General features: G+C 43.0%; 26 protein-coding genes and 1 riboswitch. Of the genes, 7 read left to right on the forward strand and 19 right to left on the reverse strand.

The window, feature by feature from the left end; translation table 11 throughout:
- Window positions 1-114: 114 nt before the first annotated feature.
- Window positions 115-1,683: an IS1182 family transposase gene (locus CN378_RS03500; protein ID WP_098350558.1), complete on the forward strand. Its 1,569-nt coding sequence runs from the start codon at window positions 115-117 to the stop codon at window positions 1,681-1,683.
- Window positions 1,684-1,795: 112 nt separating this feature from the next.
- Here the strand turns inward: CN378_RS03500 and putP are convergent, their stop codons facing one another.
- The 3 genes from putP to CN378_RS03515 form a co-directional block, all read right to left on the reverse strand.
- Complete coding sequence (gene putP, locus CN378_RS03505) at window positions 1,796-3,265, reverse strand: sodium/proline symporter PutP (RefSeq protein WP_098350559.1); 1,470 nt, start codon at window positions 3,263-3,265, stop codon at window positions 1,796-1,798.
- A 376-nt stretch (window positions 3,266-3,641) separates the two neighbouring features.
- A complete protein-coding gene (locus CN378_RS03510; protein WP_098350560.1) occupies window positions 3,642-4,205 on the reverse strand; it encodes an NAD(P)H oxidoreductase in 564 nt (187 codons plus the stop codon).
- A gap of 214 nt (window positions 4,206-4,419) precedes the next feature.
- Window positions 4,420-5,664, reverse strand: a complete 1,245-nt coding sequence (locus CN378_RS03515; RefSeq protein WP_098350561.1) for a dicarboxylate/amino acid:cation symporter — start codon at window positions 5,662-5,664, stop codon at window positions 4,420-4,422.
- Window positions 5,665-6,018: 354 nt separating this feature from the next.
- On the opposite strand from CN378_RS03515, the gene CN378_RS03520 reads away from it, so the two are divergent.
- Complete coding sequence (locus CN378_RS03520) at window positions 6,019-6,450, forward strand: low molecular weight phosphatase family protein (RefSeq protein ID WP_098350562.1); 432 nt, start codon at window positions 6,019-6,021, stop codon at window positions 6,448-6,450.
- Window positions 6,451-6,496: 46 nt separating this feature from the next.
- Here the strand turns inward: CN378_RS03520 and splB are convergent, their stop codons facing one another.
- The 8 genes from splB to CN378_RS03560 form a co-directional block, all read right to left on the reverse strand.
- Window positions 6,497-7,525, reverse strand: coding sequence for a spore photoproduct lyase (gene splB / locus CN378_RS03525; protein ID WP_098350563.1), 1,029 nt, complete (start codon window positions 7,523-7,525; stop codon window positions 6,497-6,499).
- 12 nt (window positions 7,526-7,537) lie between these two features.
- Window positions 7,538-7,783 (reverse strand): transcriptional regulator SplA domain-containing protein, encoded by a 246-nt coding sequence (locus CN378_RS03530; RefSeq protein ID WP_098350564.1) that lies wholly within the window; start codon window positions 7,781-7,783, stop codon window positions 7,538-7,540.
- Between the two features lie 138 nt (window positions 7,784-7,921).
- On the reverse strand, window positions 7,922-8,701 hold the full coding sequence (locus CN378_RS03535) for a TatD family hydrolase (RefSeq protein ID WP_098350565.1): 780 nt from the start codon (window positions 8,699-8,701) through the stop codon (window positions 7,922-7,924).
- Window positions 8,694-9,431: an ABC transporter ATP-binding protein gene (locus CN378_RS03540; RefSeq protein WP_098350566.1), complete on the reverse strand. Its 738-nt coding sequence runs from the start codon at window positions 9,429-9,431 to the stop codon at window positions 8,694-8,696. The genes CN378_RS03535 and CN378_RS03540 overlap by 8 nt, the downstream gene beginning before the upstream one ends.
- 1 nt (window position 9,432) lies before the next feature.
- Window positions 9,433-10,194 (reverse strand): ABC transporter permease, encoded by a 762-nt coding sequence (locus CN378_RS03545; RefSeq protein WP_098350567.1) that lies wholly within the window; start codon window positions 10,192-10,194, stop codon window positions 9,433-9,435.
- Window positions 10,191-10,484: a thiamine-binding protein gene (locus CN378_RS03550; protein ID WP_098350568.1), complete on the reverse strand. Its 294-nt coding sequence runs from the start codon at window positions 10,482-10,484 to the stop codon at window positions 10,191-10,193. Before CN378_RS03550 ends, CN378_RS03545 begins: the two co-directional genes overlap by 4 nt.
- 12 nt (window positions 10,485-10,496) lie before the next feature.
- Window positions 10,497-11,483 carry an ABC transporter substrate-binding protein gene (locus CN378_RS03555; RefSeq protein ID WP_098350569.1) on the reverse strand — a complete coding sequence of 329 codons (987 nt, stop codon included), beginning with the start codon at window positions 11,481-11,483 and terminating at the stop codon, window positions 10,497-10,499.
- Window positions 11,484-11,650: 167 nt separating this feature from the next.
- Window positions 11,651-11,760: riboswitch (TPP riboswitch) on the reverse strand.
- A 49-nt stretch (window positions 11,761-11,809) separates the two neighbouring features.
- Window positions 11,810-12,736, reverse strand: a complete 927-nt coding sequence (locus CN378_RS03560; protein ID WP_098350570.1) for a phosphotransferase enzyme family protein — start codon at window positions 12,734-12,736, stop codon at window positions 11,810-11,812.
- Window positions 12,737-12,822: 86 nt separating this feature from the next.
- Here CN378_RS03560 and CN378_RS03565 point away from each other — a divergent pair, with 86 nt between their 5' ends.
- A complete protein-coding gene (locus tag CN378_RS03565; RefSeq protein WP_098350571.1) occupies window positions 12,823-13,725 on the forward strand; it encodes an aldo/keto reductase in 903 nt (300 codons plus the stop codon).
- A 46-nt stretch (window positions 13,726-13,771) separates the two neighbouring features.
- On the opposite strand, the gene CN378_RS03570 is transcribed toward CN378_RS03565, so the two are convergent.
- The 5 genes from CN378_RS03570 to CN378_RS03590 form a co-directional block, all read right to left on the reverse strand.
- Window positions 13,772-13,957, reverse strand: a complete 186-nt coding sequence (locus CN378_RS03570) for a Fur-regulated basic protein FbpA (RefSeq protein WP_142323568.1) — start codon at window positions 13,955-13,957, stop codon at window positions 13,772-13,774.
- A gap of 137 nt (window positions 13,958-14,094) precedes the next feature.
- On the reverse strand, window positions 14,095-14,988 hold the full coding sequence (locus CN378_RS03575) for a cation diffusion facilitator family transporter (RefSeq protein WP_098350573.1): 894 nt from the start codon (window positions 14,986-14,988) through the stop codon (window positions 14,095-14,097).
- 38 nt (window positions 14,989-15,026) lie between these two features.
- On the reverse strand, window positions 15,027-15,296 hold the full coding sequence (locus tag CN378_RS03580; RefSeq protein ID WP_098350574.1) for a hypothetical protein: 270 nt from the start codon (window positions 15,294-15,296) through the stop codon (window positions 15,027-15,029).
- Between the two features lie 85 nt (window positions 15,297-15,381).
- Window positions 15,382-15,750, reverse strand: coding sequence for an ArsR/SmtB family transcription factor (locus tag CN378_RS03585; protein ID WP_098350575.1), 369 nt, complete (start codon window positions 15,748-15,750; stop codon window positions 15,382-15,384).
- Window positions 15,751-15,949: 199 nt separating this feature from the next.
- Entirely contained in the window at window positions 15,950-16,279 is a 330-nt protein-coding gene (locus CN378_RS03590) for a hypothetical protein (RefSeq protein ID WP_098350576.1), read from the reverse strand.
- A gap of 315 nt (window positions 16,280-16,594) precedes the next feature.
- Here CN378_RS03590 and CN378_RS03595 point away from each other — a divergent pair, with 315 nt between their 5' ends.
- The 3 genes from CN378_RS03595 to CN378_RS03605 all read left to right on the forward strand — a co-directional run bounded on the left by CN378_RS03595 (window position 16,595) and on the right by CN378_RS03605 (window position 20,096).
- The gene (locus tag CN378_RS03595; RefSeq protein ID WP_098350577.1) at window positions 16,595-17,917 is read left to right on the forward strand and encodes a hemolysin family protein; all 1,323 of its coding nucleotides are present in this window, start codon (window positions 16,595-16,597) and stop codon (window positions 17,915-17,917) included.
- 97 nt (window positions 17,918-18,014) lie between these two features.
- A complete protein-coding gene (locus tag CN378_RS03600; protein WP_098350578.1) occupies window positions 18,015-19,301 on the forward strand; it encodes a GntP family permease in 1,287 nt (428 codons plus the stop codon).
- An 18-nt stretch (window positions 19,302-19,319) separates the two neighbouring features.
- Entirely contained in the window at window positions 19,320-20,096 is a 777-nt protein-coding gene (locus CN378_RS03605; protein WP_098350579.1) for a 3-hydroxybutyrate dehydrogenase, read from the forward strand.
- Window positions 20,097-20,139: 43 nt separating this feature from the next.
- Here the strand turns inward: CN378_RS03605 and CN378_RS03610 are convergent, their stop codons facing one another.
- Window positions 20,140-21,744 carry an SLC13 family permease gene (locus tag CN378_RS03610; RefSeq protein WP_098350580.1) on the reverse strand — a complete coding sequence of 535 codons (1,605 nt, stop codon included), beginning with the start codon at window positions 21,742-21,744 and terminating at the stop codon, window positions 20,140-20,142.
- Between the two features lie 264 nt (window positions 21,745-22,008).
- On the opposite strand from CN378_RS03610, the gene CN378_RS03615 reads away from it, so the two are divergent.
- On the forward strand, window positions 22,009-22,635 hold the full coding sequence (locus tag CN378_RS03615; protein ID WP_098350581.1) for a YczE/YyaS/YitT family protein: 627 nt from the start codon (window positions 22,009-22,011) through the stop codon (window positions 22,633-22,635).
- Window positions 22,636-22,673: 38 nt separating this feature from the next.
- On the opposite strand, the gene CN378_RS03620 is transcribed toward CN378_RS03615, so the two are convergent.
- Both CN378_RS03620 and CN378_RS03625 read right to left on the reverse strand, forming a co-directional pair.
- Window positions 22,674-23,018, reverse strand: a complete 345-nt coding sequence (locus CN378_RS03620; protein WP_098350582.1) for a hypothetical protein — start codon at window positions 23,016-23,018, stop codon at window positions 22,674-22,676.
- Between the two features lie 127 nt (window positions 23,019-23,145).
- On the reverse strand, window positions 23,146-24,558 hold the full coding sequence (locus tag CN378_RS03625) for a SpoVR family protein (RefSeq protein ID WP_098350583.1): 1,413 nt from the start codon (window positions 24,556-24,558) through the stop codon (window positions 23,146-23,148).
- Window positions 24,559-24,666 lie beyond the last annotated feature (108 nt).

A 24,666-nucleotide genomic window follows, 5' to 3' on the forward strand; every position in this document is an offset into this window, starting at 1 on the left:
AAATTTTACAACAAGTAAAATTTCACCGGCTTTGATTATTTTTGAATTAAAATAAGGACCTCTTCTGATAAAATAAAGTTACCACACCAAATCTCATCGGAAAGAAGGGTCCTTATGTTTAAAGATTATACCATGAATCAAATTATTTTGCCTTTAGATTTAGAAATGAAGTTACAAGAAAATGATATTGCCTTCCATGTCCATCATTTAGTAGAAAGTATCCCTCAAAAGGTATTCGATCCATTTCTTCGAAATGAAGGGTGTCCCGCCTACCATCCTCGCATGATGCTTAAGATTATCTTATGTGCCTATTCACAATCGGTCTTTTCAGGACGCAAAATTGAAGCACTCTTAAAAGACAGTATTCGTATGATGTGGCTAGCACAAGGATATGAACCAAGCTATCGAACCATTAACCGTTTCCGTGTTCAACCAGAAGTGAAAGAAGTGATTCGTGAATGTTTCGTCCAATTCCGTTGCCAATTAGTTGATGAAAAACTGATTGATCAAGAAGCGATATTTATTGATGGCACAAAGATTGAAGCGAATGCGAATAAATTCACGTTTGTATGGAAGAAATCTACCGAGAAGTATCATACGAGTTTAATTGAAAAATCAAATGAGCTATACACTGAGCTGCTTAAAAGTGAAATCATACCTGAAATTGAACGTGAAACCTCTGAACAATTGTCTGTGGAAGAACTCGCTCAATTGGTTCAAAAAGTAGACGATGTCGTAACCGAATATGATAAACAGATTGAAGCTACCTCGGACATTTCAGAACGAAAAGCGTTAAGAAGTGAGCGAAAACATCCAAAACAAGTCCGGAAAAAACTGATTGATTTTCTCTTGCGCAAACAGAAATACCAACGAGACTTAGAGACCTTTGGTACACGTAATAGCTATTCTAAAACAGATCCCGATGCGACGTTCATGCGAATGAAAGATGATTATATGAAGAACGGTCAATTGAAAGCTGGTTACAATGTACAAATCGCCACGGAAGGTCAGTACACGTTAGCGTATAGCTTATTTACAAACCCAACAGATACCCGTACCTTAATCCCATTTCTAGATAAGATTGAGCAGGATTATTTCGAGTTGCCAAAACACATCGTCGCAGATGCAGGGTATGGTAGTGAACAAAACTATAATGATATCCTCTCAAACAGAAATCGAGAGGCACTCATTACGTATAACTTGTATCTAAAGGAACAAAAGAAGAAATATAAACAAAACTTATTTAACCCCGATAACTGGGAGTATGAAGAAGAAACGGATACATATAAATGCCCTAATCAAAAACGTCTTGAATTTCAGCATTATTCTACTCGCCATGACCGTACAGGCTTTGAACGGAAGTTCAAAATCTATGAGTGCGAAGACTGTTTGGGGTGCCCTTTTCGTTCATCATGTACCAAAGCAAAAGAAGGTAATAATCGAAAACTGATGGTGAATGAAAAGTGGGAGCAGCAAAAAGAATATGTAAGGTCGAAGCTTTCAGAGGAGAAAACAGGAGCCATCTATCGAAAACGTAAAATCGATGTGGAGCCAGTTTTTGGATTCTTGAAGGCTAATTTGCGTTTTACTCGATTTTCCGTACGAGGAAAATCAAAGGTCGAAAATGAAATGGGCCTTGCATTATTGGCAGTGAATTTGAGAAAATTCATTGCCAACAACTAATCTGTAGAGGAATTTTAGCGCGAAAATTAAAAAAGGTGAATTTGAGCACCCTCAAATTCACCTTTTTTCTATTAGAGACTAGTTTTGTCCCAGCCTCTTTTAGGTTGTGACTTTATTCTTTTAGACGTAACTTAACGGCATCAAATTCTTCCTGAACCTCTTTAGACGGCGGGTTACCTACGAAGCTAAAGATGATGATGGCAACCGTAGCAAAGATGAATCCCGGAAGAAGTTCATAAATATCAAAGAGACCACCAGATAACTGCTTCCATACAATGACCGTTACAGCACCCGTAATCATACCTGCAAGGGCACCATTACGTGTCATTCGTTTCCAGAATAAGCTCAAGATTACGACCGGTCCAAAGGCAGCGCCGAATCCTGCCCATGCATAACTGACTAATTCCAGTACCTTACTATCACGGTCATATCCAAGGAAAATGGCAAGGATGGCGATGACCACTACAGAAATTCGACCAACCAACACTTCTTCTTTTTGGCTTGCTTCTTTTCTGAAAATGGCTTTATAGAAATCCTGTGCCAGGGCACTAGATGACACAAGCAGCTGGGAATCCACTGTACTCATGATGGCCGATAGAATGGCGGCAAGTAAGAAACCTGCAACCCAAGGGTTAAATAGTACTTGTGAAAACATAATGAACACCGTTTCAGAATTTTCCAACGGTGAATCCGCGAAATACGCAATACCTGAAAATCCGATAAAGATGGCTCCAAATAGGGATACAATCATCCATACCATACCGATCAAGCGTGCTTTAGGGATTTCTTTCGTTGATTTAATTCCCATAAAACGCACAATGATATGAGGCTGTCCGAAATACCCCAAGCCCCACGCAAGAAGGGATACAACCCCGACAAATGTGGCCCCTGTGTAAACATCCAGGTAGGATGGGTCAATGCTTGATACGGCATTTACCGTGGCACCCCAACCACCTAGTTCCGAAATGGCGACAATCGGAATGATGATTAAAGCCAGGAACATCAGAATTCCTTGAATGAAATCCGTCCAGCTTGCAGCAAGGAATCCACCAAAGAACGTATAAGAAAGGATAACTCCTGCACCAACCCATAAAGCTAAACGGTAATCCATATTGAAGGATTCTTCAAGCAGGATGGCACCGCCCACTAAGCTTGAAGATGTATAGAAGGTAAAGAAAATCAGGATGATGATAGCAGAGAACACCCGAAGAATTTTACTTGAATCGTGAAAACGATTTTCAAAGAAATCCGGCACTGTAATCGAATCATTTGCTACTTCGGTGTATACACGGAACGGCTTCGCAACAAATTGCCAATTCAAGTAAGCACCTACTGATAAACCGATGGCCAACCAGATTGAACCCATACCACTGGCATAAATGGCACCCGGTAAACCCAGCATCAACCAGCCACTCATGTCGGAAGATCCTGCACTCAGGGCAGCTACACCGGCAGTCAATCGCCTTCCTCCTAAAACATAGTCGGATAAATTGCTGGTTAACTTCGCTGCCATGTAACCAATGATACCCATTCCTACTAAATAAATAATAATCGACGTTAACGTTTCAATATTTATGTCCATAATCTACTCCTTTGTTTTTTCTGTAAAAAAAGTGATGATCGATAAAATAATCAATGTCGGCATTGGAATTAATAACCATAACCATGTTCCCATTGTTAATCCTTCACCCATATGCAAAATTCCCTCCTTCATATGCAATCATTTGTATTTTTTATACATTTTCTTTGTGATTGATATTTTTCCGGCGATGTAGACACAAGAATTATCATACCATAATGCAGATTTTTTTAAAGTGATTTGCTTCAAACAGAGATACACGAGTGAATAAATATACATTTATGTTCTATGTCACTGGTCCAATACCAACTATCCATCTATATTTATTTACAAAACATTATTTAAATTAATTTTAAAAAATCCATTTTTCACACCCCAATCAAAATAAGGTACCCAGCAGGTACGCTTTATTCATAGTTTTTTCATAATTAAATTTTCTGTCTCTGTTCATCGTGTCAAAAAAGATTTCCACTTCTTTGTCGATCACACCCATTTTTTCTGAAATCCCCTTTATTAACTGATGTCTCAACATGTCATCATGACCATTTGAAATAAATTCCTTTTTTGTTTCACCTGCAAGCCCTACCCAAAGAACCTTCTGGTGATTGATTTGAATTGTGTCCGGATATGTAAAGACTCGATCAATATATCCCTTCATGATTGCCGGTAAACCGTACCACCAAATCGGGAATACAAAGATCAGGGCGTCATATCGCTTCAATTTTTTCCTTTCTTTCTCCACAATATGGGAAGGCTTCCCTTTCATGATGTTATCCCACTCTTCTTCCCCATTTTCATCTAAGACTGGATTGAATTCCTCTCTATATAAATCTAAAATGGATGACTTATATTCTTTATCGTGAAGACCTTTCTGAATATGCTTTGTAATGGAAAATGTAAGGGAGTTCGTGCTTGGATGGGCAACAACCATAAGTACTTTCAAGAAAAACAACTCCTTAAATGGACTTTTGTTATCACTGTGTGACTCTTACGATTCGGGATACAGGAGTTTCATCAAGTCCTTCTCCTATACTTTGTCGATTTAGAATAGAAAAAATACAGGATTAGTAAAACCCGTTTTTTTCTACAAAAAAAAGAAGATGAATCGATTTGATCTCATCTTCCTATTTCCTTACAACATGATGATTAACAACTGGTTATGCTTCGCCTCTTTGTATCTTAATGGTCCGTTTCTTCTCTGTTTCAGATACAAACAGGGCACAGGCGGCATCCCCTGAGATATTGATGGATGTTCGAGCCATATCCAAGAGACGGTCAATTCCTAAAATCAGGCCGATTCCTTCGACTGGAAGATTGACACTGCTTAAAACCATGGCAAGAAGGATCAACCCTACCCCGGGTACCCCTGCCGTTCCTATACTTGCCAACACAGCGGTGAGGACAACGGTGATGAGTTGTTCCATGGATAAATCCACATTGTAAACCTGGGAGATGAACACAGTCGCCACACCTTGCATGATGGCCGTACCGTCCATGTTGATCGTAGCACCCAGGGGCTGAACGAAGGAGCTTACCGGTTTAGAAACACCCAGCCGCTCCTGGGCAACGTCCATTGAGATCGGAAGGGTCGCATTACTGCTTGAAGTACTGAATCCTACGCTCATTGCCGGGCTGAAATTCTTAAAGAACCATATTGGGTTCTTCTTTGCCAGTAAGAGAATCGTTCCACCGTACGTGATAATGGCATGAACAATTAAAGCGGCTAAAACGACTACAAAATATAGCCACATTGCTTTCAGGGCACTGGAGCCCTGACTGCCGATTGCGGAAGCGATCAATCCGAATGTTCCGTATGGAGCGAACTTCATCACAAGGGTGACAAGATACATCATCAGGTCGTTCCCTTGTTCGACAAGCTTTAATATCCCTTTTGTCTTTTCTCCCAATGCCGTCAATCCGAATCCGATGAAGATGGCAAACGCGATAATCTGCAGCATATTCCCTTCGGTCATGGCCGTAAGTGGATTTTTAGGGATGATATTCATCAGTGTTTCCCCTACAGGCGGAGCTTCTTCTGTTTTAAAGCCTTCTGATTGGGAGGTGTCGATGCCTTCCACCAATCCCGGATCGATGATGTATGCCAGGGTCAATCCAATCACAATGGCAATACAGGTTGTCAGTAAAAAGTATACGATCGTCTTCAATCCGATTCTCCCCAGTTTTTTCGGGTCACCTAAACCTGCCGACCCAAGAACGATGGAAAGAAACACAATCGGCACGACAAGCATACTGATCAGGTTGAGGAAAATCTTCCCCAGCGGTGTAAAGAGGTAAGGATCTAATATATCAAATAAATCTTTTGCAAAAATATTTAGAATCAAACCGACTACGGCCCCTAATATTAAGGCTGTAATAATCTTTGTTGTTAAATTAAATTTCATAGATGTACCTCCCTATAATTTTCCAAATAATATAAAGATATTACCCTTTTATCTTTTTTATAAAACCAAAATTTTTAGAACTTTCAGCTAGCGAATCCTCTCTTTCCTCATCCCCGACTGTTTTATTCGTTCATTTCTCTATTATACTGATTTTTATTAAATTTAAAGAAGATTAAGGGAGATTCACATCCATTTTACTATGTTTCAGGCAATGGATATCATAATTTCAGGCAGTTCAATGAATCCATCCTACTAAAAAAATACTGCCAAAAAATTCTTTTCACCTTTCAGGGATTAAAGTATACGTGATTGGGTAAATAGTAGTAACAGCATGAAAATAGAAAGGAACATACGATGATGAATAAAACAGTCTATTTTCTTTCAAGTAGTCAACAGCGCAGCTTGATAGCTGAAGGTTGGGCCGAGAAGCTCGATGTGTCGGATTGGTCTTTCAAAAGTGCCGGATGGGTTGCTGAAAGTCGTGCTGAATTCAGCGTTTTAGCAATGAAAGAATTATGTATCGATATTAGTTCATTTCCTCTTTCACGCATTGAGATGAAGGAACTGGGTGATGCCTCGGTTATCGTTGCGATTCAGGATACAGAATATGATGATAAGATCGAACTTCCATCAGAACTGGAAGAAAAGGTCATCTATTGGAATTTACCGAATCCGCGTAAGCGTTCTGCGACACTGATTGAAGAATGGGTACACTATCAGGAAATTTGTGATGAAATCGCCATGAAGGTGAAAGATTTAGAAAATATACTTCCACAATTACATTAAGAGGACTGATTACAAGCGAAATTCCAATGTAATCAGTCCCTTTTTTTTACGTAAAATACTCAAGCTTTGCTTTGGGAAAATGCTTTTCCATGTAAGCATACAGGTGATCTTTGATTTCCTGTTCTTCATCCTTCTGGTAAATATACTTTCCGATTCCGTATTTCCCCCATTTATAGCGCCGTTCTTCTTCGTTTAATTCAAGCTTCGTCATCGGATAGTTCTTCTCGATCACTCTTTTAGCCGGCTTCGTAAAACGATGCTGGATGAATTCAAAGGTCAAATCCTTTTTTGCTTCTTCCGGAAGATGGGCTTCCAAATGTTCGAACATTTGTTTATACCCTTCCTGCCAGCCTTCATGAATATAGATGGGTGCCACAATGAAGCCCAATGGATAGCCTGCCCTCGCCACCTTGCCGGCTGCCTCAAGCCTTTTATCCAAAGGAGAGGTGCCCGGTTCAAAATTCTTAATCACATAATCGGCATTGATACTAAAACGAAATCTCGTCTTCCCATTATGTTTGGCATCGAGTAGATGGTCAACGTGATGGAATTTGGTTACAAAACGCAGCTTTCCGTATTCCGATTCACCAAAATGTTCGATCGCCCGTTTCAATGTATGCGTAAGATGATCGACACCGACGATATCTGACGTACAAGCAGCCTCAAATCGCGTGAACTCAGGTGCCCTCTCCTCGATGTAACGATCTGCCGATTCGAATATTTCATCTACATTGACATACGTCCTGATATAGGGTTTACTCCCCATCGTGGTTTGAAGATAACAGTAATGACAATGGCCCATACAGCCTGTCGCAAAAGGAATGGCATATTCCGCAGACGGCTTCGAAGTATCAAACTTCAATGTTTTCCGGACTCCCACCACCAATGTTGATTTGGCGATCCGGTATTTTTGGAAATGATTATCCCCGGGCAGATTACGAACCTGGTTGTGGGATGTGGTATAGCGGATCTCCACATCCATTTTCTCGAACTTTTCCTTCAGTTCTTTCCCTAATGGATAGTCCAGAGCATTCGGTTCAAAATAGACCAATTGAGGTACGAACGGTTTCACCATATTTTATCCCTCCTATAGGTCTCCAAACGATTGTGTGTAAGCCTCTTCCGCTTCTGCTTCTGAAGAATAAACGGCCACTTCATGCGTTAAAGGATAATAAGTCTCATATAGAAATAATGCTAATTCGTTTGGGTTTTCCGGATCGTGCACAACGGCTGCTTCCTGTACATTGGCGACACTTTGAGTATGTGGATTCCGGTAAATCACATACACGATATCCCCTGCTTGGTACGGAGTATATTGATTGTTCAATTCCATTTTTCTCACCTTTTTCTACAAGTCATTATTATCATTTTCTGTTAATCGGGATAGAAATATGATGGTAAAACATGTTTAATGGTTTTTAAAGGTTAAAAAAAACTCCCCCTACTTAACTAACCGCAGGAGAAGCTTGTTCTACAGACCATAAAATTCAGTTGTATTTTTGAACAATTGTTTATATACAGCTGCTTCTGACATGCTTTTTAATTCGGCCACTTTTTCTATGGAGCGGTGCATCATGCCAGGGTGAGTCATTCTTTCTTGAAAGACACCTTCAAACCTCCAGGGACCGTCTGTTTCCACCATCAGCCCTTGGATCGGGTAGGCCCGGACCAGCTGCTGAATTTCCTTTTCATACAGGACATCCGGCGTAACAGAAACGAGGTAACCATTCCGGATTATCCTTTCAATCGTTCCGCTATCCCCCTTAAACCAATGAAAATGAGCTTTTGATATGGAATGCTTCTCCAATAAATCGCAGATGATGGGCGCGTGCTCATAAACCCCATGAAGGATGATGGGTTTATTCAGCCGATTCGATTCAATGATAAAACGTTCCAACAGCTCTATATAAGGAGTGAGGACCAGTGAGGGATCTTCTTTCATTTTGTAATAGGGTAACCCTACTTCTCCGATTGCCACCAGCTCTTGATGATGTCGCTGAATCCACACCAGAAGTTCCTGCACCTCCCTCTCTGAAGGAATCTCTTGTTCAGGATGAAAACCGGCAGCTGCCTTTACCCTTCCGTCCCTTTTCGCAAATGCTAGATTTTGCTTGGATGATTGGAGGTGAAAGGATACAGAAATGAGAGCATCTACTGAGTAGAGGTCGAGCTCCTTAAGGATTTTTTCACGTTCTTCCTTTTCATATAAGTCCAGGTGAATATGAGCATCGATGAGGGATGGTTTACACATATTGAGATAACTCCTCAAAAATATCCGTTTTCCATTTCAGGAACTCCTCCGTTAAGAGAATCTCTTTGTTGCGCGGACGTGGAAAAGGCACTTTGAATTCCTTTTGCACACGAGCCGGCCGGGTGGATAATACGATGATCCGGTCTGATAAGAAGAGGGCTTCGTCGATATTATGGGTGACAAATAGAACCGAGCTGAGATCCTCTTCCCAAATGGAAAGAAGCCACTTCTGCATGTCCAATCTTGTAAACTCGTCCAGGGCAGAAAAAGGTTCATCCAGGCATAAAAAAGATTGAGGGCTGACCAGGGCACGAATAAATGCGACACGCTGTTTCATCCCCCCGGAGAGATCATCAGGATAAGCGTGCTCATACCCCTTCAAACCTGCACGTTCAATCATACTCATCGCTCTTTCCTTATCCCTCTTTCCATGTAACTCTTGACCTAGCATCACATTCTCGATCACCGTCCTCCACGGAAGGAGGGACGGACTTTGAGGCATATAGCTGATGGAGCCTCTACGGCCATTTATCGACTGGCCATCGAGCTTTATATCTCCTGAATCGGGTGTGAATAATCCACCGATTACGTGAAATAACGTACTCTTTCCACTTCCGGAAGGACCAAGAATCGAAACAAACTCACCTTCTTCTACTTGAATGGAAAGATCATCGAGAATCAATTCCCCATCAAATGACTTGGACATATGTTGAATGGATAAGGTCGTCATGTTACTTTTCCTCCTTTCGATTCCACTTCACCATGATTTTTTCTAATAAAAGGATGAGCCCAAAGAACACCAGGCTTAGGAGCATGATCATGAAAATAGCGACAAAAACCCGGTCGGTCCTGAAAGAAGAAGAGGCGAGTGTCATATAGACCCCAATTCCTTTTTGGGCACCAAGCCATTCAGAGATGACCGCTCCCATGACACTATAGGTAGCTGAAATTTTCAGACCTGAGAAGATGGACGGGAGGGCATGTGGCCATTCCACTTTCCGGAAAATCTGGCCTTTTGTTGCACCAGACATTTTCATATAAAGGATATACTCTCCATTCGTCTGTCTGAATCCGTCTAATGCCGAAACGGCTACGGGAAAGAAGCATATCAGCGTAATGACGATGATTTTCGGTAAAAGTCCGAACCCAAACCAGATGACAAGCAGTGGAGCCAAGACGATAATCGGTATATTCTGGGACAGGATCATAAGCGGATAGATCGCTTCCCTTACCTTTGGCAGAAGATGCAGTCCAACCGCCGTGCCGATCCCGATGGAACAGCCAATCGCAAACCCAGCAATCGTCAGGAAAGTCGTCGATGCAAGGTGCCCCTTAAACAGGGACCAAGAGGCCACCCCTTCTGCCCATATATCTGAAGGTGAAGGCATCAGCCATGCAGGTACTTCGAATATTCTAATGGTGACTTCCCAAATGATGAATAAAAGGATGAGGACCAAGAAGGGTCTCCATCCTTTTGAAATCCATGTTCTCATCCTCTATACTTCTCCGTTAAGTCGTTCATTTCGATCCCATCAGGCTGATATAATACTTTGATTTGGGAAATGACGTTCTGGCTGCCCATTTCAATCATCCGCTCATTCATTTGTTCAATCACCTTGAATAAATCTGCCAGATTCCCCTCCATCGTCGTTTCTAATGGATGTACTTCATATCGAACTCCCGATTTTTCGATGATCGCGATTGCTTCATCAACATACGGAATCACATCTTCCCCGTTCTTTGTCTTCGGAATGATTTGGATACTTACGAGTGCGTTCCCCATTTTGTTCACCTCTTATTTTGGTAAAAATTCGTTTGTGAATGCTTTCTTGCTTTCTAGCTTCTTATCTAATAAATCATTATCATACATCCATGCTGCATAGTTCTCCCACACTTCCAACTTCTGTTCTCCCCATCTGTCGGCGTCATCTTTATATTTTGGTGCGAGCCATTCCTGACTTTTCATGACTAACTCTTCATCAAGATCGGGAGCTGCTCCTAATAGAATCTCACCAGCCTCTTTCGGGTTTTCGATGGCATATTCATATCCTTTGGATGTAGCCGCCAGGAAAGCTTTAACCGTTTCAGGATCAGAATCGATCATTTTTTCATTCGTTGTCAGGACCGGAGTATAATAATCCAGTTTTTCAGAATAATCCTTGACGTACATCATGTTCAATTCTTCACCGCGAAGCTCTGCCTCAATACCTGTCCAACCATAATAAATCCAGGCGAAATCCACATCACGTTTAACGGCAGTAAAGAAATCGGTGTCACCCATATTGATGAAATTCACTTTTTCCACATCTGCATTTTGTTGTTTCATGATGGAATCCATAACGGCTTTTTCAACAGGGGATCCCCAGCCGCCATAGTTTTTCCCTTCGAAATCCTTTGGTTTTGTAATACCCTTACTCTTTGGTGAAGCAAACCCGGAAGTATTATGCTGGATAACCGCAGCAATGGATACGATGGGCACATCCTGAACCCTCGCTTGGGTTACACTTTCCTGATACCCTACCCCGAATTCAGCTTTCCCTGATGCAACGAGCTGATCGGCTCCCGCCTCTCCGGGCAGGATGATGTCTACATCCAGTCCCTGATCTTTAAAGTAGCCTTTTTCTTTCGCCACATATAATCCGGTGTGATTGGTATTCGGTGTCCAGTCAAGTACAACCGATACCTTTTTAAGACCGTCCTCCTTCTTATCTGCTGTATCTCCTCCACCGCTGCAGGCAGTCAATAGAAGTACAGAACAAATGATGAGCATCCATTTTTTCATGGTGATTCCTCCTTAGATCTTTTGCGGTCGTAACGTTTTATTCCATTATTCTTCACTTTTGAAAGAGAATGAATGTACCCCACCGGCAAATCGAGTCGTTAGGCCCGGGACAAAACAAAAAAACGCCCCAAGCTAAAGCCCAGGACGCATCGTTAAACATGTTATGTATCGTTTAAGAGAATGTTTCCTACGCTGGTATCAGCCAGTTCAGGTTCAAAGGGTCAGTATCTACAGGATACAATCTCAACCGGCCATCCCGGTCCCCCTACACGTGGAATATGAAATTAAACGTTATCTTCTTCCCTACTTTGCCATAGAACTGATGGTTATTCAAGCATTTCCTTCTCATTTTGAAAGACTCGATCGAAATCAGCGGAATCGATCAGTTCATCAATGAAAGGCAAGCAGGCAGAGCCAACTTCTGAATCGCCATTTTGCAAGTGGTGAAACGCATATTGGAGAAGGAAGATCAAGACCATTGATGGCAGGAGCTGTTTTTCCTCTGATGACAATGGACCACTCCTTTCATACCCTCTCAGGAAACCATTGATACATCGGAAAGAATGTTCTCTATCTTCCTTGATCTTGTTTTTGAGCATTCCTGCGAGGAAGTATCCGATGTCTGCCACCCGGGGTGCGATCCGCATCCGTTCAAAATCAATGATGCCGACGACTTCCTCTTCTTTCATCATGATATTTCCTGCATTGCAGTCACTATGAACAAGTTGTTGGGGTAAGCACGTATAGATTGTCTCCCATCCCTCCACTCGATCGAGGACCCCCCTTCCCCACGTCCCCAACTGTGTGTGATCAAATTCTAGGACCCATTCTCTTATATGCCGTTCAATATCCCAGACGGCAATGTCGTTCTGACAGTGGTACTTGTCGAGGAGTTCGTGGAGGCTAGAAAGATAGGCTCCCGCATTAGTCAGGGAAGATAAAGAATATTCCTGTAACGGGAAGCCTTCTAACGCTTCATAGAGAGAATAGAGGTGCTCACCTTCTTGAACGAATGGTTGATTAGACCAGCTGCTCAACAGGGGTGATTCTACAAGAAGGCCATTTTCCAGTAAATAAGAGGTTACATAGAGCTCCTCCATCAGGTTACCGACCTTCGAATGCTCCCTTTTTTTCAAATAGAATGTCTGCCTGGAAGCCTCCACCATCGTCACATTGGGATGAAGATGGAGCGTATGGGTGAATGAAGGATCGACGTTCCAATTCCGTAATAGATCCCTAAGAGGTTCAATCATTTTTATTTCCTTTCAAAACGTAGTAATATACGGTTAGTATGACTGTGAAAGAATGTCTACATACCATAGGAAAAGAGGTTTCATCTATGCAAAGAATACAAATGGCAGAAGACTTATCATTCTCAAGGATCATTCATGGATTATGGAGACTTGCAGACTGGAAGCAGTCGAAGGAAGATACACTTTCCTTGATTCAGCACAATATTGAAAACGGAATCACCACCTTTGACCATGCCGATATTTATGGATCTTATACGTGCGAAACCTTATTCGGTGAAGCTCTCGCCCTCGAACCTTCACTGCGGGAAAAAATGGAGATTGTAACGAAATGCGGGATTGTCCTGCCTTCTGACAATCGCCCTGAGCATCAAACACACCATTACAACACGAGTAAAAAACATATCCTCGCTTCGGTTGAAAACTCTCTTCAACAATTAAAGACGGATTACATCGATCTATTATTGATTCACAGACCTGATCCCTTCATGAATGGTGAAGAAGTCGCTGAAGCCTTCACTCAATTAAAAGAAGAAGGAAAGGTCCGTCATTTTGGAGTGTCCAACTTTAAAGATCATCAGTGGAATATGCTTCAATCTTATTTACCATTTCCATTGATTACAAATCAAATTGAATTATCCGCTTACCATTTGGAAAACTTCGAAGACGGCACGTTAAACCTTTGTCAGGAAAAGCGCGTGGCACCGATGGCATGGTCACCGCTGGCAGGCGGGGCGATCTTCAGGGGAGAAGATGAGAAAGCGGTCCGTCTCCAACATACTTTGAAGAAAATCCAAGAGGAAACGGGAGCCAAGGGAATCGACCAGGTTCTGTATGCTTGGCTGCTTAACCATCCGGCAAATATCATGCCGATCGTCGGTTCAGGGAAGAAAGAACGAATCGGGCATGCGATTGATTCCCTTTCGATTTCATTGAACCACGATCAATGGTTCGAGATTCTGCAAACTTCCATGGGACATGATGTTCCATAAAATTGTACAACAAAAAAGACGATCCTTTTTCTAAAGGTCGTCTTTTTTAGTGAGCTATATCTCCACCAACATAATATTCAAGGTAGACATCCTGCAGTTCATTCATCGAAAGTTCATAGAGCTGCTTCCCGTAAGATTTATAAACGCCAATCCTCAATAACTGTTGGATATAGAAATCCTTCTTTAACTCGGGTGTTTTTTTCTGTTGAGATTTCGTTTCTTGGTGTAACATGTTCATCCCTCCAGTTGAGGATATACCCCAATTAGGGAGGACAATAAACATTCTATCACCATTCAACGCCAATCACCTTAAGAAAAACGCTTCATTTACGCCTTTCTGCCGTCAGGTTTCCCTCAAATTACCAATTGTTACGTACAGCAGTGATGATGCCCCTCCAGGACGCTTTCGCCTTCGATTTGGATGGTTGCGTGATGAATGTCGTATTCTTCTTCAAGAAATGCAGATAGTTGTAATAACATCGCATCTCGATTCACATCATCCCTAACGACTACATGACAGCTCATAGCAGTGAATTCCGAGGTGATGCACCACACATGAAGATCGTGGACCTCAATGACTCCCTGTATCTCCGACAGGCTCCTGCTTACTTTTTCCGTATCCACATTTTTAGGGGAGCCTTCCATCAAAATATGAATGGAATCCTTCGTCACCCTCCATCCTGAAATGACAATGAGGATGGCTACGATGACAGATGCGATTGGATCGGCCACATTCCAATTAAAGAAATAAATAAGGAGACCTGCTATGATGGCCCCCACTGAACCTAGCATATCACCCAGTACATGAAGGAAAGCACTTCGCACATTCAAGTTATGTTCCGTGTCCCCTCTCATGAGAATCCACGCAACGATCACGTTCACAACCAAGCCGATGACCGCAATGATCATCATGCTTGGTGAAACATTCGGTGTGTCAACGAAGCGGTGGTATGCCTCCCAGAAAATATAAAGGGAAACCAGGATCAAGGTGATACCATTCAGAAAAGCGGCTACAATTTCAAATCGCTTGTATCCATATGTCTTCCCTTTATCTGACGCCTTTTCCCCTATATAGAAAGCGGCAAGACTAAGCCCAAGAGCCGCTGCATCGCTGAGCATATGCCCTGCATCCGAAAGAAGGGCGAGGCTATTTGTCACGACTCCCCCGATCACTTCAACGATCATAAAGGTAAAAATGAATAGGAAACTGATTAATAATGCTTTTTTATTTTGAGTGTGGCCATGACTGTGATCGTGACCCATATGATATCCCTCACTTTCGATCTTTTATCCGCAGTAGTCTAAGACCATTCCATCCGGTGCAGATGGATGATGACCGCCATGCTTGTTTCCCTCACTTCATCGGCTACGGCTACAAGGGCTAAAGGAGTTTCCACCGTCCCAAATACCATGACGGTTTTCCCTTCACCATGGAGGCTATCGATTCCTGCTGGCACAAGGGTAAAATGGCTTGGGGATCCAGGGAAATGTCTTTTATCGCCGATGAGACCACTGATTCCTTTACCCGTATGAGATTGAAACTTAAACACTTCACTCATTTCTATAAACAAGGTTCAGTTCTTCCGCCTTTTTTATAAATGCGTGGCCAAGAGGGTGTGGGGAGTGAAATTCCAGGGCCGACATCATCTTCCACTTCTAGTCACGTTCCTCCACCTCCATTTGGTGAGTTACAGCGATTTCAATCAATTGTTTTACGTGATGATCATCCAAGGAATAATAAACAAGCTTGCCTTTTTTTTTGAATTTGGCTAACCCCTGCTTCTTCAATAAACGTAAATGGTGGGATGCGGTTGCAGTGGAAGAACCTACAATATTGGCCACATCACACACACATAGTTCGTCTTCCTTTGTAAGTGCATACGCAATTTTCATTCTCGTTTGATCGGAAAGTGCTTTAAAGATCTCTGCTACTTTAGACGTATTTTGTGTCAAGACGTCTGTTTTTAAGCGACTGACCTTTTCCCCTTCCACACATGCCACTTCACACACATCCGTTTCTTTCATCTAAGACACCTCTCCTACATTCAAATGCCCTTTTGAATATAGTATAGAAGAAAGCGTAAAAATATTCAAACATTCTTTTGAATGTTATTTTTTTGTATTTACCACTGGTGTTCGGGGTAAGAATGGAATGCTTGGATTTTCCCCATGGATAGACAAAAAAACCCCGGAATGATTTCCGGGGCTTACTGAAAAATAGTGATTAATTTTGTTGGAGTTTTTTACGTTCTCGCTTCATGAAGAAGTCCAGGGTTACCCAAAAAACAACGGATGTAACGGCGAAGATCGCAATTGCAAAGTAGATGTCTTCCGTTTTCCAGTCTAATCGTGGAATAAGCAGGCCAAGTACGCCTGATAATATATAGTAGCCCCCAATTAATTGCAGGTATAAACGCCCAGTCTGGGACTTGATATTTTCCAAATAACCTTTTCCTGCTTTGCCGAAGAAAATAGCTATTCCTCTTAAAATGACATAAACCGAAAAGGCAATGATAAGGGCTACAACAAACTCTTGATTAAACACGTCTGCCATAATCGTTCTCCTTTCCAACTATCGTACGATACAATCCAAATTAATTGTTTTATTCATTCTTTTTCTCTAAGATGAAATAATAGAACGTACAATTAAATCATTATATTTTAGGATAACTGAATGGTGGTCACATTGCAATTACAAAAGACATTCGTAAAGCGGTATAAATGTGTGATACGGTTAAAAGAACATACTCATCTAAAAAAGGATGTTAAGTAGAAAATCATTCAATTATGATGTGTATCGACTCTTTATATAGGAGGTGATTGAAGCGGAAGAAAGGAACTATATCCCTTTCTTTTTGTCTTCTCCCCATTGGACATTTTATTAAATTTATTCCTTGTTGCCCTGCTCATCGGGCTGACTGCCTTCTTCGTGGCTTCTGAATTTGCCATCGTCAAGGTGAGAAGTTCGAGAATCGATCAGTTGGTCTCTGAAGGGAACCAAACCGCCATGGCCGCGAAAAGGGTCATTTCCCACCTGGACGAATATCTGTCTGCCTGTCAGCTGGGAATTACCATCACCTCCCTTGGACTTGGGTGGTTAGGAGAACCAACCATTGAAACCCTGCTTCACCCGGTATTTGAAAAGTTTGATTTAAATCCGTCCATTGCAAGCATCATTTCATTCGCTTTGGCTTTTTCTGTCATTACCTTTTTGCATGTGGTTATCGGAGAATTGGCCCCGAAGACATTCGCCATTCAAAAAGCAGAAAGAATCACATTATTATTTGCCAAGCCGCTGATCTGGTTTTACAGGATTGCTTATCCATTTATTTGGACCTTGAACAGTTCGGCCCGCGTGTTTACAGGGATGTTCGGTTTAAAACCGGCTTCTGAGCATGAAATCGCCCATTCCGAGGAAGAGCTCAGAATCATCCTTTCCGACAGCTACAAAAGCGGTGAAATCAATTCATCCGAATTCAAGTATGTGAATAAGATATTTGAATTTGACGAGCGTATCGCGAAGGAGATCATGGTCCCACGGACAAACATCGTGACTCTATCCGCAGAATCGACCATTGACGAAGTATTATCTGTCATTAAAGAGGAACGGTATACGAGGTACCCTGTCGTGGACGGGGATAAAGACAATATCCTCGGGATCGTGAATGTCAAGGAACTATTGACGACTCTCGTGAATCACAAAAGCGAACATGAAAATATTACTTCTTTCATCAAACCCGTCATACGTGTGATTGAGACGATTCCCATCCAGGCACTGCTCGTCAAGTTGCAAAAGGAGCGTTCCCCCATGGCCGTCCTCCTTGATGAATATGGCGGGACCGCCGGCCTCGTTACGGTGGAAGACATCATTGAAGAGATTGTCGGCGAAATCCGGGATGAATTCGATATCGACGAGATTCCTGAAGTTCAAAAGGTGAAAGAAGATCATTATATCTTCGACGCCGTCATGCTCATTGAAGATGTGAATGACCTTCTTGGGATCTCAATCGAAGAAGAAGAAGTCGATACCATCGGGGGCTGGTTCCTCACTCAGAAGTATGAAGTCAAGCCGGAGGATAAGATTGAGGAACAAGGCTATTGCTTTAAGGTGAAGGAAATCGATGGACATCACATTCAATATCTGGAAGTGACCAAAATGAAAAATACGAATGAAAAGAACGAGTCTCATTAAGAGCTCGTTTTTTTATTTACCACTCATACCTGCGCCAATAAGAATAAATCTTTTTGAAAATGGAAAAATAACGGCAAACATGTATGAGAGGTGAATTATGACTAGCATCATCATTGGATTAATCCTGCTTATGGTATTAGCGTATCTCGGCTGGTCGATCATCTGGATCGCTCCGTTAGTTGCGGGTTTGGTAGCGCTCATGAGCGGTCTCGACCTGCTCCCGGCCTATACAGAAACGTATATGACCGGATTTGTGAACTTCGCGAAGGAATGGTTCCCCGTCTTCCTTTTCGGAGCGATCTTCGGAAAATTGATGGAGGATGTAGGGGCCGCTCAATCTGTCGCGTATAAAATCACCAACATTATCGGAAAGGACAGGGCCATCCTCGGCGTGCTGATTGCAGCTGCCGTTCTGACCTATGGAGGGGTTAGCTTATTCGTCGTGGTATTTGCGATTTATCCACTGGCGATCGCCATGTTCAGGGAGGCGGACATTACAAGGAAACTGCTGCCCCCTACCTTTGTATTAGGGGCTTTCACGTTTACGATGACGGCCATTCCGGGTACACCACAGATCCAAAACCTGATTCCCATCGATTATTTCAAAACGTCTCCCACTGCCGCCCCGATCATCGGGATTGTAGGAGGATTAATCATGGCGGTTGGAGGGTACTTTTACTTAAGGTGGCGTCAAAAGCAATTCACAAGCAAAGGGGACATATTCACCGAACCCAAGGGCGGTAATGACGTGAAGGAGATCAAAGAATCAGAACTCCCAAACTTCTATCTATCCTTTCTCCCCCTTGTCATTGTCGTCGTGACCTTGAACGTATTCAAGTGGAACATCCTGACTGCTTTGCTTGTCGGGATCCTTTCCATATTACTCATTAATTTCAAGCATTATAAGAAATTCATTCCTGCTGTCAATGGAGGGGCTAAAGGATCGGTCATGGCCGTGATCAACACAAGTGCTGCAGTAGGGTTCGGGGCTGTCGTTACAGCAGCTCCCGGATTCAAGACATTGACGAAACTCATACTCGGCATCAAGGGGAATCCGGTGATTTCCGAAGCGATTGCCGTTCAGACGCTTGCAGCCATTACAGGATCCGCGTCAGGCGGTATGGGGATTGCACTGGAAGCTTTGGGCGATAAATATTATGAGCTCTCTCAAACAAGCGGAATCAGTGCAGAAGCATTCCACAGAATTGCATCGATCTCTTCCGGGGCATCGATCCTGCCTCATAATGGGGCCCTCCTGACACTATTTGCCGTGACAGGACTCACTCATAAAGATTCATATTTAGATGTTGCCGTTGTGGGACTGCTCATCCCGACAATCGCAGAAATTGTCTCCATCATCCTGGCCAATATGGGAATTTATTAATACGAGGAGGAAATAAAGATGGTTAATGATAAAGTGGTATTTATAACAGGCGCAGCACGTGGGATCGGATACGAAATCGGGGAGCATTTTGCTCAAAACGGGGCAAAGGTCGTTCTGTCCGATATCAATCAAGAAGGTTTGGATGAAGCGGTTGATGAACTGAAAAGCAGAGGGTTCGATTGCCTCGGAATCAAATGTGACGTAACAAGTGAAGAGGATGTGAAGGCGGGGATTGATAAAACCGTTGAACATTATGGACGTATCGATGTCCTGATCAATAACGCCGGGCTTCAACACGTAGCCCCACTAGAAGACTTCCCGATTGAAAAGTTTGAGCTATTAATCAAAATCATGTTGACCGCTCCCTTCATCGCAACGAAATTTGCTTTTCCCCATATGAAAAAGCAAAAATTCGGTCGCATCATCAATATGGCATCCATTAACGGGTTAATCGGATTTGCCGGAAAAGCTGCCTACAACAGCGCGAAGCACGGCGTAATCGGCTTGACAAAAGTAGCGGCCCTCGAGGGTGCTGAACATGGGATTACCGTCAATGCCATGTGCCCTGGATACGTGGATACCCCTCTTGTCCGCAACCAGCTGAAGGATATTTCAACCACCCGGGGAGTGGAGCTTGAAAAAGTATTGGAGGATGTCATCTATCCCCTCGTACCTCAGAAACGATTATTGTCCGTAGAAGAAATTGCAGATTATACCATTTTCCTTTCCAGTGACAAGGCAAAGGGTGTAACGGGGCAAGCAGTTGTCTTGGATGGTGGATATACTGCTCAATAATCAGCACAGAAAACTCGGATCAGTTTCCTGATCCGAGTTTTCTTTAGTTCATATTATCAGGTAATGCCCCTAGATCGATTCCCCATACGAGTGGCATGAAGAAATAAATCAAAAGTGTAATAAAGACGATACTGATCACATTCAACCATATACCCGCCTTGACCATGTCCCCCATTTTAATATAACCTGATCCAAATACGACGGCATTCGGAGGTGTAGCCACCGGCAGCATGAAAGCACATGAAGCAGCTAAGCCCGCCGCCACCATCAGACTATAAGGGTGAACATTCAAGGCAGCTGCAAGAGCAGCCATTATCGGAAACATCATCGTGGCTGTCGCCGTATTGGACGTAATTTCAGTTAAGAAAATAACAAAGGTCGTCACGGCAAGCAAGATAATAATGAAGGATATTCCTTCAAGAATTGTTAATTGCTGTCCGATCCACTCTGCCAACCCCGTTTCTTTGAAACCCTTCGCAATGGCAAGACCTCCACCGAATAAGAGCAGGATCCCCCATGGCAGCTTCTTCGCATCGTCCCAATTGATCAGTCGTGATTCTTTCCTTGCAGGAAGAAGAAACAAAACGAGTGCCCCTGTAATGGCTATGATTGTGTCGTCTAATGACGGAACCCATTGGTTCAGTAGGAACGATCGAGTGATCCAACATAGGGCTGTAGCGACAAAGACCGTAAGAACAAGCTTTTCTTCAAATGAGATGCGACCAAGAGACCGGTTCTCTTTCTCCACAATTTCCCTTCCACCCGGCAATTCTTTAATCTTTAATGGAAAAGCCACCTTGATTAAATACCACCAAGTAACAAATAGAAGAATCGCGGCAAGGGGAACTCCGAAAAGCATCCATTTCGCAAACGAGAAATCGATTCCGTACAACTGTTTCACAACTGCCGCAAATATCGTATTTGGAGGCGTTCCGATCAACGTTCCCAAGCCTCCGATCGATGCACTATATGCAATTCCCAGCATGATCACTTTACTGAAGTGCCCCGTTCTATTCGTCCCTTCCTTTTTTAGACTTTCATTCACTTGATAAATCACGGCTGTTCCAATCGGAAGCATCATCATGGCCGTTGCCGTATTCGAGATCCACATAGATAAAAAACCTGTAGCCAGCATAAATCCAAGGACGATTCTCTCAGTGCCGGTACCAATCAACAAAATGATGCTCATGGCAATCCGCTTATGTAAGTTCCACTTTTCCATGGCAATCGCTATGATAAACCCACCCATAAATAGAAAAATCGTACTATCACCATAGGCAGACGTGACATCCCCGGATTGAAGAGCCCCCGTAAGCGGAAACAAAATGATCGGCAACAAAGCAGTTGCCGGAATAGGTATCGCTTCAGTTATCCACCAAACCGCTATCCATGCTGTACCCGCAAGGACAGCAACAGCCTCTTTTGCCAAACCTTCAGGAGAGAAAAATAACATGATGAGAATAAACAGGAGAGGTCCTAAGAAAAAACCGATTTTCTGTCTTGGATTCGAAGTGGGCTCCGGAACACGAGTTGTATCCACCTGACGAGAAGCAGCAGGCGTGCTTCCGGAAGTGAAGAATTGCAAAGTATCCATCACCTCCCCGTGCCATTTCCAAAGCGTCCCCCATGCGTTTTTCACCGTTAACATCTATCATTCCCCCATTCCTCGTCTTACTAAAACTCTATCGACCATCGAAAGCGCTGTCAATTGTAACGTCCCCAAATAATGTAAAAAACTGAACATTCACTTCTTTCTCCCTACATTTCTTTTATATTCCCCTTCAAAGGACGTACATCTTTTTCAGGACCTTCGCACTCTCCCTATAACACGAAAAACAAACCATATCTTCATAAACCTTTTCGTTGTAAAATATTGTTATAGAGTAATGACGGTCATGTTAAAGGAGACAATATGAAAATCTATTGGCAAATAAGCTATTTTGTAATAGGGTTACTTATTTTCAGCTATGGGATCAGTATGTCCATCAACGTGCAATACTTGGGGATCCATCCATGGGATGTGCTCAACATTGCCCTATTTGAGAAGTTTGGCTTAACGATTGGCACCTGGAATATTATCGTCGGTGCCACCCTGATTGCCGGCACCCTGGTGTTGAAAGGGAAATATGTTCGCATCGGGACGATCCTGAACGGAGTGATGGTTGGGGTGCTGGTCGACTTCTTTCTGTTCTACGATTTACTTCCGCCCCAAACGAACATGGTCGTAGATATCCTGATTCTATTATCAGCGGTTATCTTGATGGGGGTTGGTGGGGGATTATATTCAGCTGCTCACCTTGGTACGGGTCCGCGGGACGGGTTTATGCTTACCATTTCAGATTTAACGAATCTTTCAATCAGCAGGGTCCGGATCATCTGTGAGTGTGCGGTGTTGCTAATCGGACTGTTTCTTTCCGGTCCAGTCTTCGTTTTCACTTTCATATATACGTTTATTCAAAGTCCCATCTTTCAAAAATCCTTTTTATTTTTCACCGATCGACTCAATACCCGTTTTGCCAGCAATAATGTAAGTATGTAAAAAGGACAAATGCCTGAGGCAATTTGTCCTTTTCTATGTCATGACATTTCACAAGCCACTAATCCATATTGCTGATGAGGGTTTAACTGCTTTATAAATTGGAATAGTTGCTGCACCTGTTCATTTTCCATATCCCGCTTATAGTAATCTTCCAGGACCTCAAGCATTTCATCCGGGTACATCAGACAAGTATGGCTTCCCCAATCTGTTTGCCTGCCCTCCAACCTTTTATAGTAAATGCCGTCCAACAGGGAGAAAAAGAGTTCATACCCTTTTGGAAAAAACGGGCTGATCCGCTTCGGGTAATTATGATTCCAGTCTCCCCCTTCATAATGAAATGTCTGGTCCGTCAGATCACCGATAAAGACTTCAACATCCGCCATCCTATCTCCTCCTCAGGTATATGCGCCTTCTTTATAATGTATAAAACCCGTCCACCTTTTTTAGAACCTGTTCGCGTCAAAGAAAGAGCCGCTCCAGGATCCTTCCCCTGTATGCGACTCCCGGCTGTCATAGATATTTTCGCTGTACACTTCTTCCGTCATACGTAAATAACATATCCCGATTCTCCACATGGGTTTCAATATGGACCGGTCTTCCCCAAAGCTGGTGGAGATACGGCAAAACCTTTTCCAAGTACTTAATGTCGAGCTCAACATCTTCAAACCAATGTTTTAGATAAAGCTCCCCACTCTTCATATAATCCCCATCATTCACGGTGATGTAAGGGAACCCGCCATTGACCCTCATGCCGACGAGCTGGTCCCGGACATGAGTCCATTCTTTATCGACAATCTTATAGTCCTTCCCCTGCTTCTGGAACAGGTACATATCTTCTCTTGTCACCAGATCTTTCGTTAAATAGTTCCGTAAGAAGGAAATATCCGATTCGATTTCACGCACCTCAAACATCTTCTCACGGCCCGAATTCGGCTTGACTCCCCGCTTCTTCATCTCTTCTGTCGGGTTATCAAAACGATCCTCGATGTCTTCGAAGATCTTCAACCCGAGATAATATGGGTTGATCTGCGTACGTGAAGGCTGTACTACCCCTGCGTTCAGCTTCGCAAACTCAATCGACTCCCCGCTCGTCAAATCCATTTCCCTTATGATCCGCTGATGCCAATACGAAGCCCAGCCCTCATTCATGATTTTCGTTTCAAGCTGCGGCCAGAAATACAGCATTTCTTCCCGCATCATGGTCAAAATATCCCGCTGCCAGTCAGACAACTCCCTGCTGTACTGCTCGATGAAAAGGAGAATATCCTTCTCGGGTTGCGGAGGGAACTTCTTCTTCACCTTCTTCTTTTCCCTGCTCTTCGGCTTTTCGTCCAATGACCACAAATCATCATAAGGAGAGGCAGGATTCACTTCCTCCTCTTCCCACTCCACATCATCCATTGTCCACGACAACTTCGGGCGCATGAGGGAAGGATCGATATGCTCATCCACGGCAAGGACGGCATCAAGGAAGTTCTCGACCTCCTGTTTCCCATGCTCGATCTCATATCTGCGCACACGTTCAGCCGTAGCTGCCATGCTCTCCACCATATCCCGTTTCGTGTTCTGGAAACGCACATTGTTCTTAAAGAAATCACAGTGGGCCAGCACGTGAGCCACAATCAGCTTGTTCTGAATAAGGGAATTCGAATCCAGCAAAAACGCATAACAAGGATCCGAATTGATCACCAACTCATAAATTTTACTCAACCCCAAATCGTATTGTAGCTTCATCTTATGGAACTGCTTCCCAAAGCTCCAGTGAGAAAAGCGGGTCGGCATCCCATAAGCACCGAATGTATAAATAATGTCAGCAGGACAAATCTCATAACGCATCGGATAAAAATCAAGACCAAACCCGGCTGCAATCTCCGTAATTTCCCCTATCGCATTCTGTAACTGCTTCTGTTCCTCTAAATTCATCGTCATCCCCCTCTTTATACTCTTACCTAAATGTATGAAGAGAAAAGGGATTTGATGAGAAGAAAAGCGGAAGGGCTTTGCCCAGAGGCGACAAGCATAAGATGAATG

The organism is Bacillus sp. AFS015802, from assembly GCF_002561455.1.
Taxonomy (GTDB): domain Bacteria; phylum Bacillota; class Bacilli; order Bacillales; family Bacillaceae_B; genus Rossellomorea.

Excerpts from the sequence above, each read along its gene's own strand:
- CN378_RS03615 (WP_098350581.1), top strand. The coding sequence starts at position 22,009 with ATGAAAATCTATTGGCAAATAAGCTATTTTGTAATAGGGTTACTTATT.
- CN378_RS03540 (WP_098350566.1), bottom strand. The coding sequence starts at position 9,431 with ATGACGACCTTATCCATTCAACATATGTCCAAGTCATTTGATGGGGAA.
- CN378_RS03520 (WP_098350562.1), top strand. The coding sequence starts at position 6,019 with ATGATGAATAAAACAGTCTATTTTCTTTCAAGTAGTCAACAGCGCAGC.
- CN378_RS03600 (WP_098350578.1), top strand. The coding sequence starts at position 18,015 with ATGACTAGCATCATCATTGGATTAATCCTGCTTATGGTATTAGCGTAT.
- CN378_RS03545 (WP_098350567.1), bottom strand. The coding sequence starts at position 10,194 with ATGAGAACATGGATTTCAAAAGGATGGAGACCCTTCTTGGTCCTCATC.
- CN378_RS03530 (WP_098350564.1), bottom strand. The coding sequence starts at position 7,783 with ATGGAATTGAACAATCAATATACTCCGTACCAAGCAGGGGATATCGTG.
- CN378_RS03555 (WP_098350569.1), bottom strand. The coding sequence starts at position 11,483 with ATGAAAAAATGGATGCTCATCATTTGTTCTGTACTTCTATTGACTGCC.
- CN378_RS03550 (WP_098350568.1), bottom strand. The coding sequence starts at position 10,484 with ATGGGGAACGCACTCGTAAGTATCCAAATCATTCCGAAGACAAAGAAC.
- CN378_RS03560 (WP_098350570.1), bottom strand. The coding sequence starts at position 12,736 with ATGATTGAACCTCTTAGGGATCTATTACGGAATTGGAACGTCGATCCT.
- CN378_RS03625 (WP_098350583.1), bottom strand. The coding sequence starts at position 24,558 with ATGAATTTAGAGGAACAGAAGCAGTTACAGAATGCGATAGGGGAAATT.
- CN378_RS03590 (WP_098350576.1), bottom strand. The coding sequence starts at position 16,279 with ATGGCAGACGTGTTTAATCAAGAGTTTGTTGTAGCCCTTATCATTGCC.
- CN378_RS03575 (WP_098350573.1), bottom strand. The coding sequence starts at position 14,988 with ATGGGTCACGATCACAGTCATGGCCACACTCAAAATAAAAAAGCATTA.
- CN378_RS03565 (WP_098350571.1), top strand. The coding sequence starts at position 12,823 with ATGCAAAGAATACAAATGGCAGAAGACTTATCATTCTCAAGGATCATT.
- CN378_RS03570 (WP_142323568.1), bottom strand. The coding sequence starts at position 13,957 with ATGTTACACCAAGAAACGAAATCTCAACAGAAAAAAACACCCGAGTTA.
- putP (WP_098350559.1), bottom strand. The coding sequence starts at position 3,265 with ATGGACATAAATATTGAAACGTTAACGTCGATTATTATTTATTTAGTA.
- CN378_RS03605 (WP_098350579.1), top strand. The coding sequence starts at position 19,320 with ATGGTTAATGATAAAGTGGTATTTATAACAGGCGCAGCACGTGGGATC.
- CN378_RS03610 (WP_098350580.1), bottom strand. The coding sequence starts at position 21,744 with ATGTTAACGGTGAAAAACGCATGGGGGACGCTTTGGAAATGGCACGGG.
- CN378_RS03515 (WP_098350561.1), bottom strand. The coding sequence starts at position 5,664 with ATGAAATTTAATTTAACAACAAAGATTATTACAGCCTTAATATTAGGG.
- CN378_RS03585 (WP_098350575.1), bottom strand. The coding sequence starts at position 15,750 with ATGAAAGAAACGGATGTGTGTGAAGTGGCATGTGTGGAAGGGGAAAAG.
- CN378_RS03500 (WP_098350558.1), top strand. The coding sequence starts at position 115 with ATGTTTAAAGATTATACCATGAATCAAATTATTTTGCCTTTAGATTTA.
- splB (WP_098350563.1), bottom strand. The coding sequence starts at position 7,525 with ATGGTGAAACCGTTCGTACCTCAATTGGTCTATTTTGAACCGAATGCT.
- CN378_RS03620 (WP_098350582.1), bottom strand. The coding sequence starts at position 23,018 with ATGGCGGATGTTGAAGTCTTTATCGGTGATCTGACGGACCAGACATTT.
- CN378_RS03535 (WP_098350565.1), bottom strand. The coding sequence starts at position 8,701 with ATGTGTAAACCATCCCTCATCGATGCTCATATTCACCTGGACTTATAT.